16 protein-coding genes are annotated in these 13,493 nt (G+C 67.7%); 7 read left to right on the top strand and 9 right to left on the bottom strand.

Translation table 11 applies throughout. The annotated features are described in order from the left end of the window. Positions 1-13 precede the first annotated feature (13 nt). The gene (locus tag OG225_RS02340; RefSeq protein ID WP_405180204.1) at positions 14-619 is read left to right on the top strand and encodes a TenA family protein; all 606 of its coding nucleotides are present in this window, start codon (positions 14-16) and stop codon (positions 617-619) included. A gap of 70 nt (positions 620-689) precedes the next feature. Then, complete coding sequence (locus OG225_RS02335) at positions 690-1,085, top strand: DUF1707 domain-containing protein (protein ID WP_405180203.1); 396 nt, start codon at positions 690-692, stop codon at positions 1,083-1,085. A gap of 45 nt (positions 1,086-1,130) precedes the next feature. On the opposite strand, the gene OG225_RS02330 is transcribed toward OG225_RS02335, so the two are convergent. Further along, on the bottom strand, positions 1,131-2,516 hold the full coding sequence (locus OG225_RS02330) for a glycine--tRNA ligase (protein ID WP_405180202.1): 1,386 nt from the start codon (positions 2,514-2,516) through the stop codon (positions 1,131-1,133). A gap of 272 nt (positions 2,517-2,788) precedes the next feature. On the opposite strand from OG225_RS02330, the gene OG225_RS02325 reads away from it, so the two are divergent. From OG225_RS02325 to OG225_RS02315, 3 genes are all read left to right on the top strand, one after another. Beyond that, positions 2,789-3,139: a helix-turn-helix transcriptional regulator gene (locus OG225_RS02325; protein WP_109523749.1), complete on the top strand. Its 351-nt coding sequence runs from the start codon at positions 2,789-2,791 to the stop codon at positions 3,137-3,139. A gap of 3 nt (positions 3,140-3,142) precedes the next feature. Continuing rightward, on the top strand, positions 3,143-3,580 hold the full coding sequence (locus tag OG225_RS02320; RefSeq protein ID WP_405180201.1) for a Fur family transcriptional regulator: 438 nt from the start codon (positions 3,143-3,145) through the stop codon (positions 3,578-3,580). 83 nt (positions 3,581-3,663) lie between these two features. Further along, positions 3,664-4,644 carry a hypothetical protein gene (locus OG225_RS02315; RefSeq protein WP_405180200.1) on the top strand — a complete coding sequence of 327 codons (981 nt, stop codon included), beginning with the start codon at positions 3,664-3,666 and terminating at the stop codon, positions 4,642-4,644. A 187-nt stretch (positions 4,645-4,831) separates the two neighbouring features. Here OG225_RS02315 and OG225_RS02310 read toward each other — a convergent pair whose 3' ends face one another. Next, positions 4,832-5,812 carry a hypothetical protein gene (locus OG225_RS02310; protein ID WP_405180199.1) on the bottom strand — a complete coding sequence of 327 codons (981 nt, stop codon included), beginning with the start codon at positions 5,810-5,812 and terminating at the stop codon, positions 4,832-4,834. A gap of 99 nt (positions 5,813-5,911) precedes the next feature. On the opposite strand from OG225_RS02310, the gene OG225_RS02305 reads away from it, so the two are divergent. Next, complete coding sequence (locus tag OG225_RS02305; protein ID WP_405180198.1) at positions 5,912-6,526, top strand: TetR/AcrR family transcriptional regulator; 615 nt, start codon at positions 5,912-5,914, stop codon at positions 6,524-6,526. Positions 6,527-6,530: 4 nt separating this feature from the next. Here OG225_RS02305 and OG225_RS02300 read toward each other — a convergent pair whose 3' ends face one another. From OG225_RS02300 to OG225_RS02280, 5 genes are all read right to left on the bottom strand, one after another. Then, the gene (locus OG225_RS02300) at positions 6,531-7,907 is read right to left on the bottom strand and encodes an ATP-binding protein (RefSeq protein ID WP_405180197.1); all 1,377 of its coding nucleotides are present in this window, start codon (positions 7,905-7,907) and stop codon (positions 6,531-6,533) included. A gap of 208 nt (positions 7,908-8,115) precedes the next feature. After that, positions 8,116-8,529, bottom strand: a complete 414-nt coding sequence (locus tag OG225_RS02295) for a YbjN domain-containing protein (protein ID WP_109523967.1) — start codon at positions 8,527-8,529, stop codon at positions 8,116-8,118. Between the two features lie 14 nt (positions 8,530-8,543). Further along, positions 8,544-9,374, bottom strand: a complete 831-nt coding sequence (locus OG225_RS02290) for an isoprenyl transferase (RefSeq protein ID WP_405183168.1) — start codon at positions 9,372-9,374, stop codon at positions 8,544-8,546. A gap of 71 nt (positions 9,375-9,445) precedes the next feature. Continuing rightward, on the bottom strand, positions 9,446-10,225 hold the full coding sequence (recO, locus tag OG225_RS02285) for a DNA repair protein RecO (protein ID WP_405180196.1): 780 nt from the start codon (positions 10,223-10,225) through the stop codon (positions 9,446-9,448). Positions 10,226-10,286: 61 nt separating this feature from the next. Then, positions 10,287-10,877, bottom strand: coding sequence for a helix-turn-helix domain-containing protein (locus OG225_RS02280; protein WP_216911754.1), 591 nt, complete (start codon positions 10,875-10,877; stop codon positions 10,287-10,289). Between the two features lie 81 nt (positions 10,878-10,958). Between OG225_RS02280 and OG225_RS02275 the strand changes: the two genes are divergently transcribed. Further along, positions 10,959-11,906, top strand: a complete 948-nt coding sequence (locus OG225_RS02275; protein WP_405180195.1) for an NAD(P)/FAD-dependent oxidoreductase — start codon at positions 10,959-10,961, stop codon at positions 11,904-11,906. A gap of 89 nt (positions 11,907-11,995) precedes the next feature. Here the strand turns inward: OG225_RS02275 and OG225_RS02270 are convergent, their stop codons facing one another. Continuing rightward, positions 11,996-12,604, bottom strand: coding sequence for a TetR/AcrR family transcriptional regulator (locus OG225_RS02270; RefSeq protein WP_405180194.1), 609 nt, complete (start codon positions 12,602-12,604; stop codon positions 11,996-11,998). Further along, positions 12,591-13,457, bottom strand: a complete 867-nt coding sequence (locus OG225_RS02265) for an alpha/beta fold hydrolase (RefSeq protein WP_405180193.1) — start codon at positions 13,455-13,457, stop codon at positions 12,591-12,593. The genes OG225_RS02270 and OG225_RS02265 overlap by 14 nt, the downstream gene beginning before the upstream one ends. Between the last annotated feature and the right edge of the window lie 36 nt (positions 13,458-13,493).

The raw sequence follows: 13,493 nt of genomic DNA, 5'->3' as shown, positions 1-13,493 counted from the left end.
AGAGACTGCTCCGATGAGTCTCGCGGCACATCTGGAACAGCTCGGACGCCCCCTGGTCGAGCGGCAGCTGACCCATCCGACGGTGGCGGGCATCGCGAACGGCGACCTGCCCGAACCCGTCTTCCGGTCCTGGCTGGAACAGGACTACCTGTTCCTGCTCGACTACGTCCGGGTGTTCAGTCGGCTCGCCTGGCAGGCTCCGACCGCTCATCTGGGCGATCTGGTCGACCTCGCGCAGTCCACCTACCACGACGAACTCGCACTGCACCGCTCGCTCGCCGCGGAATTCGGCGCGGATCTGAACGGGGCGGTCAAGGGGAAGCCCTGTGCCGAGTACACCGCGTTCCTGCTGGATTCGGCCGCCGACTACGCCGACGGTCTGGCCGCCCTCTACCCCTGCATGTGGGGATACTCCACCCTCGGCGCCATCCTCGCCCAGAACCCGCCCGCCGACCCGCGCTACCGGCGCTGGGTCGACACCTACGCCGATCCCGGCTTCGCCGCCCTGACCGCCCGCTGCGCCGAGATGCTCGACGAAGCGGGCGGCGACCGGGAGCGCGCGCAGCGCCTCTTCCTCGAGGGAATGCGCCACGAACACGATTTCTGGGACGTGCCCTGATTCGTCCACGCGGGCGGGATATCTCGCTGCCGTGTGGGCGCGGGATCGACGGTGGTCCTAGGCTGGGCCGGTGGGTTCCGAGCACGTACGCGCGTCCGACGCCGACCGCGAGAAGATCGTCGACCGGTTGAAGTCGGCGATGAACGAGGGTCGGCTGACCCTGCACGAATACGACGATCGCGTCCAACAGGTCTACAACGCCAAGACCTACGGTGAGCTGACGCCGGTGCTCGCCGATCTACCGGCCCAGCGCCCGACGAAATCCGTTCGCGGGGAAAGCATTCCGCAGTGGATCATCATCATGTGGATTCCGTGGGCGGCGGTGAACGCACTGTGTCTCGTCATCTACGCGGCCACCGGGGCGGGCTACTTCTGGCCGTTCTGGGTCGCGGTGCCCTGGGGTTTCGCGTTGCTGATCCCGACGGCGATCGGGATCACCACCCGGCCGCGCGGCGAGCGGACATGACACGAGGCCGACACCCCGTGGGTGCCGGCCTCGACGTCGCGATCGCTACGCGCCGATGAGGTGCTGGGCCAGGTAGCCCTCGACCTTGTCCAGCGCGATGCGTTCCTGCGCCATGGTGTCGCGTTCGCGGATGGTCACCGCCTGGTCCTCCAGGGTGTCGAAGTCGACGGTGATGCAGAACGGCGTGCCGATCTCGTCCTGGCGACGGTAGCGGCGACCGATATTGCCCGCGTCGTCGAATTCCACGTTCCAGTTCCTGCGCAGTTGCGCGGCAAGGTCTTTCGCCTTCGGCGTCAGATCCGCGTTGCGCGACAGCGGCAGCACCGCGGCCTTCACCGGGGCGAGCCTGCGGTCAAGGCGCAGCACCGTGCGGACGTCGACGCCGCCCTTGGTGTTGGGGGCCTCGTCCTCGGCGTAGGAGTCGACCAGGAACGCCATCAGCGAACGGGTGAGACCCGCGGCCGGTTCGATGACGTAGGGGACATAGCGCTCGTTGGTGGTCTGATCGAAGTAGCTGAGCTCGGTGCCCGAATGCTCCGAATGCGTCTTCAGGTCGTAGTCGGTGCGGTTGGCGATACCTTCCAGCTCACCCCATTCGCTGCCCTGGAAACGGAAGCGGTACTCGATATCGGTGGTGCCCGCCGAGTAGTGCGACAGCTTTTCCTTCGGGTGTTCGAACAGCCGAAGATTCTCCGGGTCGATGCCGAGATCGGTGTACCAGGAGAAACGGGTGTCGATCCAGTACTTGTGCCATTCGGCGTCCTCGCCGGGTTTGACGAAGTACTCCATCTCCATCTGCTCGAACTCGCGGGTGCGGAAGATGAAGTTGCCCGGGGTGATCTCGTTGCGGAAGCTCTTGCCGATCTGGGCGATGCCGAACGGCGGCTTCTTGCGCGCGGTGGTCATCACGTTCGCGAAGTTCACGAAGATGCCCTGCGCGGTCTCGGGCCGCAGGTAGTGCAGGCCCTCCTCGTCGTCCACCGGGCCGAGGAAGGTCTTGAGCAGGCCGGAGAAATTCTTGGGCTCGGTCCAGTTGCCCGGCTGGCCGGTGTCGGGGTCGTTGATATCGGCCAGGCCGTTGACCGGCGGGCGGCCGTGCTTCTCCTCGTACGCCTCGAGCAGGTGATCGGCCCGGTAGCGCTTGTGCGTGTGCAGCGATTCGACCAGCGGATCGGTGAAGGTCGCGACGTGACCCGACGCCTCCCACACCGCGCGCGGCAGGATCACCGACGAATCGAGACCGACGACATCCTCGCGGCTGGTGACCATGGACCGCCACCACTGCTTCTTGATGTTCTCCTTGAGCTCGACACCGAGCGGACCGTAGTCCCATGCCGACTTGGTGCCTCCGTAGATCTCACCGCACGGGTACACCAGACCCCGGCGCTTGGCGAGGTTGGCAACGGTGTCCACCTTCGACTTGGGTGCCACGCGAGAGTTCTCCGTTCACTGCGAGTGTTTGTCCGGATGCGAACTTCCGATGCGGAGGTCGCCCGGAGACATATGTCGTGTACAGACTATCGGCAGCGGCCAACGGGTTTTCCACCGCACAGGAGTTGTCACGGCGCGTACGGTGGGCATACATCCCGAGGCGGAACTCCCGGTCCCGCGCAGGTCTCGATGGCGCGAGCCGCGCATGTCGCATTTGACATGCGCACCCATGCATATCAAAATGGGATCGCTTTCCATTAAGGAGTGATTCGATGTCCGCCGAAGCCGCTACCGCTCATTCGCACAACCCCTACCGGTCCCCCGGCCCCGCCCCGCTGCCGACCCGGGGCGTCCTGGAGGACGCGGGCGAATTGCTGCGCGCCCTCGCGGCGCCCGTGCGCATCGCCATCGTGCTGCAACTGCGTGAATCGCCGCGTTGCGTGCACGAGCTGGTCGACGCGCTCGGCGTGACCCAGCCGTTGGTCAGCCAGCACCTGCGCATTCTCAAATCGGCGGGCGTCGTCCACGGCGAGCGGTCCGGGCGCGAGGTGCTCTACGAACTCGTCGACGATCATCTGGCACATATCGTCGTCGACGCCGTCGCGCACGCCGAGGAAGGTTGATCCGTGCCTGACAAAACCCTGGATACGCACAAGTCGGTCGGTATCCGGAGCACCCGACAACGCAGTGCCATCGCCGCGCTGCTCGGCGATATCGAGGAATTCCGCTCGGCCCAGGAACTGCACGACGAACTCCGCCGCCGCGGCGAGGGGATCGGTCTGACCACGGTCTACCGCACCCTGCAATCGCTGGCCGACGCGGGCCTGGTCGACGTCCTGCGCACCGATTCCGGCGAATCGGTCTACCGCCAGTGTTCCAACGGCCACCACCACCATCTGGTGTGCAGGCATTGCGGACGCACGGTCGAGGTGGAGGGACCGACGGTCGAGGCGTGGGCGGAATCCATTGCGGGAGAACACGGTTTCACCGACGTGAGTCACACCATGGAGATCTTCGGCAGCTGTCGCGGTTGCGCGACCGCGGACAGCGGCGGAAAACCCTGATACGGCGGGGTTAACATCGGGCGGATCAGCGCTTATTCACCTGGGAATCGATCAACACTTGATTCCTTACCCAGGGAGGAAGCGTGCGAGAATCTGTACGCGCCGCAAGGACATATCGCGTCACCCGGATCGGGGCGGCCGCGCTGCTCGGCTTCTCGGTACTGCTCACGTCGGCCTGCCTGGACGAGGAGACCACCGGAACGCCGGTCACCAGCGCCGAAGGCGGAGTAGGCGGTCCGCAGGCTCCGGCGGGCCCCGGCGCGCAGCCCGATTCCGCCGACAGCTCCGGCCGGGCCGTCGTCCGGACGGTCGGCAAGACCGGCTGGTTCGAGGGTTTCGAGATCACCGTGGACAAGGCGACGGTGGTGCCCGACGAATACGGCGGCGGCAAGGTGCTCATCGACATCACCTACGAGAACACCGGACTCGAGGCCGCGACGTTGAGTAACAACTCCCATCTCGAAATGGGCAGGGAGGTCGACGGCGGAGCCGGTTTCGACAATCCGACCGTGCCGGGCAAGGGGTCGGCCACCGGCAAGGTCACCACCCCGGTGCAGGTACTCAAGGACGCCGATCATCTGCTCGACACCCTCACCGTGGTCTACGGCGAGGCGTCGGACAACCAGACCCGGATTCCGCTGGCCGCGTCGAGCAAGGTCGAGAGCGTCCAGCCGAGAACCCTGCCGATCACCGGCACCCTGGTCCAGGATCCGACCACCGTCGAGATCACCGGGGCCACACTCGGTCCGAGTTACGCGAAGAACGAACGCGGTAAGGACGAACTGGCGCTGCGTATCAAACTCGTCGGCGGCGCCGGGATTTCCGACGGCGGGACCAATATCTACTACCAGTACTTCAGCCTGAAGACACCGGACGGCCGGACCGTGGTCGCCGATTTCCGGGGCACGATCAACGAACTGCTCGGCCGGGGCGAAACCATCGACAATCCTCTGAATTACGTGATCTTCGTGGTGCCGACGCCCACCGCCGGGCAGTACGTGGTGACCTACAACGCGGACAAGGATCCGGGGACCGCGGCGTCGATGCCGTTCACGGTGAGCTGACCGACGCCCCGGACACGACCGTCGGCCCCGTTCGACGGTCGTGTCCGCGCACCGGACTTCGGCGACCACGGCTGTCGGCGGAAGCGACCGTGTCGGTTCGGTCGGGCGGTATAGGACAAGCAGCACAGCGCCCGGTCGCACCCGTTCGACCGGGCGCGACCGGGCCACAGCGGGATTCGCGTCGCGCTCAGACGGCAGGGACCGGTTCGGGCGACGCCGCCGGAACCGGTTCGACCTCGGCGCGGCGACCGCGCAGTACCGCGACACCGATCAGCGCCACCGCCACCACGGCCCAGACCAGCAGCACCGTCAGCGGTTTCGCGGCCCCGGCGCCGTCGAAGAAGGCGACCGAGCGGAGCAGGGTGGAGGCCGCGCCGGGCGGGAGGTACTGGCCGATGGCGCCCCACGGCTGCGGCAGCAGTTCCGGGGCGGAGGTGGCGGCCGAGAACGGGTTGCCGATCAGCAGCATGGTGAGTGCCGCGATACCGATGCCGGGGCGTCCGACGACCGAGGCCAGGCCGACGACCGCACCGGCGACCGAGAAGGAGACCAGACCCGCGACCGCGGCGAGGGCGAGATAGGAGCCGGGCACGACCGACATCCAGCCCTGGATGATCGCCATGCCTAGCAGTCCACCCACCACGCCGAAGGTGGCGAGTCCGGCGACACGGGTGGCGGGGGTGGGAATGAGCAGGCTGAGCAGGACGCCTGCGGCGATCCCCGACATCACCAGCGGCAGCACCATCGCGCCGAAGGCCGTGCCGCGCGGATCGTCCACGTCGGCGGCGACGACGTCTTCGACGGCCGCGGACGGCACGCCGGACAACTGCTGGGCCAAGGCCGTGAGTTGCTGTGCGACAGCGGGACTCGCGCCGGAGGCGACGAGGACCCGTGGTGCGCCGCCGCCGGTGAGGACGGCGCCGTAGACCTCGCGGTCGACGATGGCGGCACGGGCCGCGGCTTCGTCGGCCGGGGTGGTGATCTCGAAGGCGTCGGGAAGTTGGGCATTCAGCCGTTCGGCGACCTGCTGGGCCTGCGGGCCGGTGACCGCGATGGGCAGATCACGCGGTTCGATATTGGCGGCGGGCCAGGCGAAGGCGATCAGCATCAGGGCCTGGAGCAGGGCGGCGGCGAGTCCGACCGCGAATGCTCGCTGCGAGGTGTTCATGACTTTCTCCCGAAAATCGAATGACCGTTCTTTATTGATTTCACGGTCGCACGGCGGCGGAAGGTTGTCAAGAACGGATATTCGTTTTACTTTGGGTTCATGCCCCGAGTCAGCGAAGAACATCTGGAACGCCGCAGGCAGCAGGTCCTGGACGCCGCCCGCCTGTGCTTTGCCCGCAAGGGCTTCCACGACTCCTCCATGCAGGACGTCTTCGCCGAATCCGGGCTCTCCGCGGGCGCGGTCTACCGGTATTTCAAGAGCAAGGACGACATCATCGCCGCGCTGGCCACCCAGACGATGATCGAACTCAGGGGAATCATGGCCGAGGCGATCAGCGCCGAACCGCTGCCGACCCCCGCCGAGGTGATCACCCTCATCGCCAGGAACATCGTCGCGCGCAGCGGACCGGAAGGACCGGTGCGGCTGGCCCCACAGGCTTGGTCACTCGCCCTGGTCAACCCGGAGGCGACCGGTTACGTGCGGGAGGCCATTCTCGCCATGCGCGGGGTCTGGGAGGACTACGCGGAGCGGATGCGGGCCGCGGGCTGGCTCCCGGCGGACGCCGACACCCACGCGGTCGCGGTGGCCATCATCGGCCTGCTGCCCGGCTTCATCCTGCAACACCTGATCATCGGCGACATCACCCCGGAGACGCTGGCGCGCGGTGTTCGGACCCTCCTCCCCTACGGTGAGCCCGCCGTACCGGGTGGTTAGCGGTTCACCGTAGCGGCACGCGCACGTCGCTACCGCCCTCCGGGGTCAACCGGGCGTGCACCTTCAGCAGTGACGGGGCGGGCACGAAACCGCCCGCGAACAGCGCCTCGCCCTGACGGAACCACGGCGAGCGCTCGAGCAGCGCGGTGGGCGCGTATCCGAAATAGGTGCCGAGTTCGGCGAGATCGGACGGTGAGGTCATCTTCATCAGCGCCAGATTGTCGCACTGGGACAGGATGCCGGGATGGACCTTCGTCGGCCGCTGGGTCGAGAGCAGCAGCCACAGACCGAATTTGCGTCCTTCCGCGGCGATCTGGATCAGCCGCTCGCGCACCGCGACCGCGATCGAGGAGTCCAGGCGCGGCGAAGCGAGATTGTGCGCCTCGTCGATGACGAGCAGTAACGGACGGCGCTCCTCCCTGCGCGCCCACAGATCATCGAGCAGTGCGAGCGCCACCACGAGTTGCTGTTCGCTCGTGGAGAATCCGCCGAGATCCAGGACGGTGGCGTCCGGACGCTGCGCGACGATATCGGTCACGGCGGTATCGCCGCGCGCCCACACCTCCCAGGTGTTGAGCCCGAGGTTCTGGATGCGCAACGCCAGGCGGCGCTGGGCGGGATTGTCCGAACCCATCAACTTGGGCAGAGTTTCGTCGAGTTCGGCGGCGGTCATCAGCGCGGACATGCGCAGGAGTTCACCGAATTCCTCGCGGTCCACGATCGGGTCGATCCGCAACACCGCGGCCTTGGACGGGAGCGGCAGCGCGGTGAACCTCGCGCGCAGCGGGGCCGCCGCGTCGTGCGGGCGCAATACGCGGATATCGCGCTCCCGCAACGCATCCGCGGCGGGGCCGGTGGCTTCGGGATGCAGTTCGCCGAGGTGGACGTAATCGGAATTCGGATCGAAGATCACCATCGGCAGAGCCGTGTGCGCGATGAGTTGTTCGAGGACGACGCCGAGGGCATAGGTTTTCCCCGAGCCGCTCTGACCACACCAGAAGGTGTGCCGGTTGAATCTCGTCGGCAGCAGCCGGGCCGGACCGAACGGCGGGGTGAGATTCACGCCGACGTCGAGTACCGCACCGGTGGTGTCGTGCAGGGTCTGCACGATCCGCGAGTCGACCGGCTCGACGCGACCGCTGTCGAAGGCGTGACTGGCCCCGGTATCGATGCCGTCGACGGCCAGTTCACCGATCAGGCGCCCGCGCAACCGCGCGGGTGTGGTCTGACTCCGTTCCTCGACCATCGCCAGCTGCCGCGTGCCACCGGCGTGCACCACGATGAGGGAACCGGCTATGAACGAGCTACCGATGGAGTCGGCGATGACGAAGGAGCGTCCGTCATCGGAGCGGGCCACGGGATAGCGGGAATCGTCGGGCATCGTCCGATCGTTCCACCACCCGGCAAACTCAGGGCTACATACAGGTTGCGACGCGGGTTCGGGTACGCGGACCCGATCCGATGCCGCGTGGACCGCGCCGCCGAACTCGGGCAGCGCGTGACCGTTGCCGACCCGGTTCAGGTCCGGGGCCGGATCCTGCCGCCGGTCGCCGAGGGCGACCGGTGCCACCTCGGCGCCCGAGATCCGCCTACGGCTGGAGCAGGCCCGGCCTGGCGCGAGCGGCGCCCGACAGCACCAGCACGAGCATGGTCGCCAGCGCCTGATCGTCCAGGCCCGCGGCCGGGAAGGTGTAGCGCAGGATGACATCGGCGAGTTTGCCGTGGGCGATCACCGTGAGCGAACCGAATTGCAGGGCGTTGTTGCGTTCGGCGACCCGCTTGTGCAGTTGCGGTTTCAGCGGACGGTCCCAGGCCAGCACGCAGGTCAGCGTCAGCACGTCCAGGCCGGGCGCCAGACTCACCGCGCGCAGCGAGCACAGGGAACCCTCGTATTCGAATCCGATCGAGCCCTCGGGGTCGACGCGGACGTCGACATCGTAGATCGACAGACACGCGCCCGCGCGCGCCTGTAGTTCCTGCTCGGGGGTGACCGCCGAGTCCATCTCCGCACCACCGTTCACTTGGTACCGCCGAAGCGGCGGTCACGCGAAGCGTACTCGAGACAGGCGTCCCACAGGTTACGTCGATCGAAATCGGGGAAAAGTGTTTCCTGGTAGACGTATTCGGCGTAGGCGGACTGCCAGATCAGGAAGTTCGAACTGCGGAATTCGCCGGACGGCCGCAGGAACAGATCGACGTCGGGCATATCCGGTTCGTCCATGTACCGGGCGAGCGTCGACTCGGTGATCCGCTCGGGATCGATCTCACCCGCCGCCACGCGACGCGCGATTTCCCTTGTGGCATCGGCGATCTCGGCGCGGCCGCCGTAGTTGACGCACATGGTGAGGGTCATCACCGTGTTGTCCTTGGTCAACTCCTGGGCGGTCTCGAGTTCGTTGATCACGCTGCGCCACAGGCGCGGTCGCCGACCGGCCCAGCGCACCCGAACGCCCATCTCGTGCATCTCGTCGCGGCGGCGGCGGATGACGTCACGGTTGAAGCCCATGAGGAAGCGCACCTCGTCGGGGCTGCGCCGCCAGTTCTCGGTGGAGAAGGCGTAGGCCGACAGCCACTTCACCCCGATCTGGATACAGCCCTCGACGGTGTCCATCAGGACCGCCTCGCCGCGCTCGTGTCCGGCGGTGCGGGGCAGTCCCCGCTCCTGCGCCCACCGGCCGTTGCCGTCCATCACCAAGGCCACGTGTTTCGGTACGAATTCGATCGGCAGTTCCGGCGGCACGGCACCCGAGGGGTGCGGGGACGGCGGGCGGACTGTCCGGTCGCTGTCCGATCCGGTCTTGCTCGGCCTTGTCGTAGTGGAGTCTCGGCGGAGGATCACGGGGTCCATCCTGCCTGATGCGCCGGGCCGGGCGAACAGCCATCCACGCATCCGCCACACGATCCCCGCACGACCGCCACCTAACCCGCCACGTGCCGCCCGCCCGCGGCGGACACCGACGACACGGAGGCGGACCGCTCGATCAACGGCAGCGTGCGCAATTGCCGTTCCAGATGCCATTGCAGATGCGCCGCCACCAGTCCGCTGGCCTGATTGCGCACCGAATCGGGCACCGTCGCGACGTAATCCCACTCGCCGCGCAGCAGGGCGATCAACAGATCGAAGACCCCCGGCGCGGGCGTGGCCGCGCCGGGGGGACGGCAGTGCACGCAGACCGCGCCGCCCGCGCCGACGTGGAAGGCGCGATGCGGACCGGGGGTGGCGCATTTCGCGCATTCGTCCAGCGCGGGCGCCCATCCGGCGAAACCCATGGCGCGCAACAGGAACGCGTCGAGTATCAGTTCGTGCGGGCGATGTTTGGCCGCGATGGCGCGCAGCGCGCTCGCGGTGAGCGCGTGCAGTTTGGGCGCGGGCGCGCGTTCCTCGCCCGCCAGGCGTTCGGCGGTTTCCAGGATCGCGCAGGCGGTGGTGTAGCGGCCGTAGTCGTCGATGATGTCTGCGGCGAACGCCTCCATCGTCTGCACCTGGGTGACCACATCCAGCGTGCGTCCCGGATGGAGTTGCACATCGATGTAGGCGAAGGGCTCGAGTCTGGCCCCGAATCGCGACTTGGTGCGCCTTACCCCCTTGGCCACCGCTCTGACCAGGCCGTATCTGCGCGTGAGCAGCGTGACGATGCGGTCCGCCTCGCCCAGTTTGTGCTGGCGCACCACCACTGCCTCGTCCCGATACAAACGCACGGGGCCATCCTCCCACGCTGCGGCGACAACGCCCGAGAAGGGAGTGGCGGAGGGGCGATCGCTATCCGGCCCGGCTCTGGGGCCGGGCGCGGAAATGCGCGCGCTCCCCCTGTTTGCCGAACAGCGAGAGGAATTCGACCGCGTCGTCGTCGGCCGCGCCGAACCAGTGCGGCTGACGGGTGTCGAATTCGGCCGCCTCGCCGGGGACGAGGATCAGATCGTGCTCGCCGAGCACGACGCGCAGCCGCCCGTTGAGGATGTAGATCCACTCGTAACCCTCGTGGGTCTTGGGCTCGGGCTCCCTGCGGGCGCTTCCGGCCTCGATCACGATCTTGTACGCCTGGATGCCGCCCGCCCGACGGGTCAGCGGGACCATGGTCATGCCGTGGTTGGTCACCGGACGCAGGTGGATACGCGGATCACCGGTGGTCGGCGCGTCGACGAGTTCGTCGAGAGTGACCCCGTGCGCGCGGGCCAGCGGGAACAGCAGTTCCAAGGTGGGTTTGCGGGCGCCGGATTCCAGCCGCGACAGCGTGCTCACCGAGATTCCGGTACGCGTGGACAGGTCGGCCAACGTGGTCTCGCGCTGTTTGCGCAGTGCGCGCAGGCGTGGCCCGACCGCGTCCAGTGCTCGGTCGAAGTCGATATCCATGACATCCACTTTGCCATATCAGCAAAGAAGGTTGCCATCTTCGAACTATGTCACGCATGGTCGTCCCAGGAGGTGGTCCCGATGACCGATCAGTTGGAAAATAGCTATGACGTGGTGATCGTCGGTGGTGGCGCGGCGGGTTTGAACGGCGCGCTGATGCTGGGCAGGTCGCGACGTTCGGTGGTGGTGATCGATGCCGGTCGGCCCAGGAACGCACCGGCCGAAGGGGTGCACGGACTTTTGGCCCTCGACGGGATCGCGCCGTCGGAGTTGCTGGAACGCGGGCGTACGGAAGTGCGCGGCTACGGCGGGCACATCGTCGACGGTGACGTGGTCGCGGTCGAGCGGGGTGAGGAAGGTTTCACCGTGACGCTGGCCGACGGGCGCGCGGTTCGGGGGCGCAGGGTGTTGGTGGCGACCGGGCTGATCGACGAGGTCCCCGATATCCCGGGGCTGCGGCAGCGCTGGGGCAGGGATGTCGTCCACTGCCCGTACTGCCACGGATGGGAGGTCCGGGACCAGGCGATCGGGGTGCTCGGCACCGGGCCGATGTCGGTGCACCAAGCGCTGCTGTTCCGGCAGTTGAGCGCGGATGTGGTGTATTTCGGCAATGTGGCGCCGCCGACCGCCGAACAGGCCGCGCAGTTGGACGCCAGGGGTATTCGGGTGGTCGACGGCGATGTCGCGTCGGTGGAGATCGCGGACGACCGACTCGTCGGCGTTCGCCTCACCGGCGGAACGCTCGTCGCGCGTGACGCGGTGGCCGTGGCGTCCCGGATGGTCGCGCGCGCCGGATTCCTCGCTCCGCTCGGCCTGGTGCCCGTCGCCCATCCATCCGGTATGGGTGAGCACATTCCCACCGACCCGACAGGACGTACCGAGACGCCCGGGGTCTGGGTGGCGGGCAATGTCACCGATCTGTCCGCACAGGTCGGCGCTGCGGCCGCGGCGGGGGCGATGGCGGGGGCGCAGATCAATTTCGATCTGGTCAACGAGGAGATCCAGCAGGCCCTGATCCCGCAGACGTAATCGCTTTCCCGACAGTCGGATTCAGTACCGGTCGGCGCTCGGACGCACAGACCTCACAACCCTGCGCACGGCTACGACACCGGAGCATGTCAGGACTTCTGTCCCGCCAGGAGCCCGCCCACCAGCAGCATCAACGAATGCATGGCCTGGGCGCGGGCGGTTTCCTTGTCGGGGGCGTGGGCGACGATCAGCCCCGCCTCCGACACCGCGCTGAGGATGAGCTGGGCCAGGGTCCGCAGTGGGGCGTCGGCGATCAGGCCGTCGTCGCGGGCCCGCTCCAACTGGGAGACGATCAGGCCGAGGCCGTAGCGGGCTTCCAACTCGCGCCACTGTTCCCAACCGAGGACGGCGGGGGCGTCGAACAGGGCGATGCGGATCATCTCGGGCCGCTGGCAGATCCCGAGGAAGACGTCGAGTCCGACGGCGACGGAGACCAGCACGTCCTCGGTCTGCGCCGCGTCGATCGCCCGCTCGATCTCGGCGGTGTTGTCCGACTCCAACTGTTCGAGGACGGCGAGGAACAGTCCGCGCTTGTCGCCGTAGTGGTGGTGCAGCGCGCCACGGGTGACCCCGGCCTCGGCGACCAACTGCTCCGCCGAGGTACCCGCGAAGCCGCGCTCGGCGAACAGGCGGCGACCCGCCTGTTCGAGCGCGGCCCTGGTGGTGCGGGAGCGATCCTCCTGGCTACGGCGTGGCATGCAGCCGAGTGAACTCCAGAATCCGCCGGGTGAGCAACTCGGGCCGGTCTTCCGGGAGGAAGGTGTACGAGTCGTCGACGAGGGTCAGGGTCGCGTCCGGCAGGTCGCGGGCCAGGCGTTCGGCGAATTCGATCGGGAAGATCCTGTCCTCGCGCGCCCAGACCAGCAGGACCGGAACCCGGACGTCGGCGAAATGCCGCGCCGCCTCCAAGGTGTAGCGACGGCGCGCGGTGATCAGGAAGCGGCGCAGGTCTTTTCGGATCGCTGCCGAACCGCGGCTCGGCAGCAGGTAGGAATCGGCGATCTCGGGCGGCACCGGCCGCTTGGCCACCAGCCCGAAGGCCAGTGGCAGCCGATGCAGCGCCCGGATCCGCATCAATTCGGTGAACGGCCGGATCGAACCGGGGATTCGGGCCAGTACGCCGAGAGCCGTGAAGGGCTGCGGCAGGAAGGCCTCGTAACTGTCGACCGAGGCCAGCACGACGCGGCCGATACGTTCCGGCCTGCGGGTCAGCAGCACCTGGGTGATCGCTCCCCCGGTGTCGTTGGCGACCACCGTGACGTCGGTGAGGTCGAGCCGTTCCAGGAAATCGGCGAGCAGGTCGGCGAGACCGTTCGGGGTGAGATCGGCGTCGGGCACGGGGACGGTGTGCGCGCCCAGCGGCAGTGTCGGGGTCAGACAGCGATGACCGGCGGCGGCGACGGCGGGCACCACATGACGCCAGAGATCGGCGTTGACGAGCAGGCCGTGCACGAACAGCACGGGCGCGCCCGCTCCGGTGTCGTGGTGTTCGATGCGGCCGCCGGGCAGGTCGATCTCGTGGGCGGCGCCGAGCGCGGGACTGATTGCCATGGTGTTCGCCTCTCGCAGTGGTGAGCCTTCCCGGTG

Origin of the sequence: Nocardia sp. NBC_01377, assembly GCF_045040005.1 — a bacterium.
Classification (GTDB): Bacteria; Actinomycetota; Actinomycetes; order Mycobacteriales; family Mycobacteriaceae; genus Nocardia; species Nocardia noduli.
The sequence above is the reverse complement of the archived record's forward strand: the minus strand, read 5'-3'. Positions and strand labels throughout refer to the sequence as shown.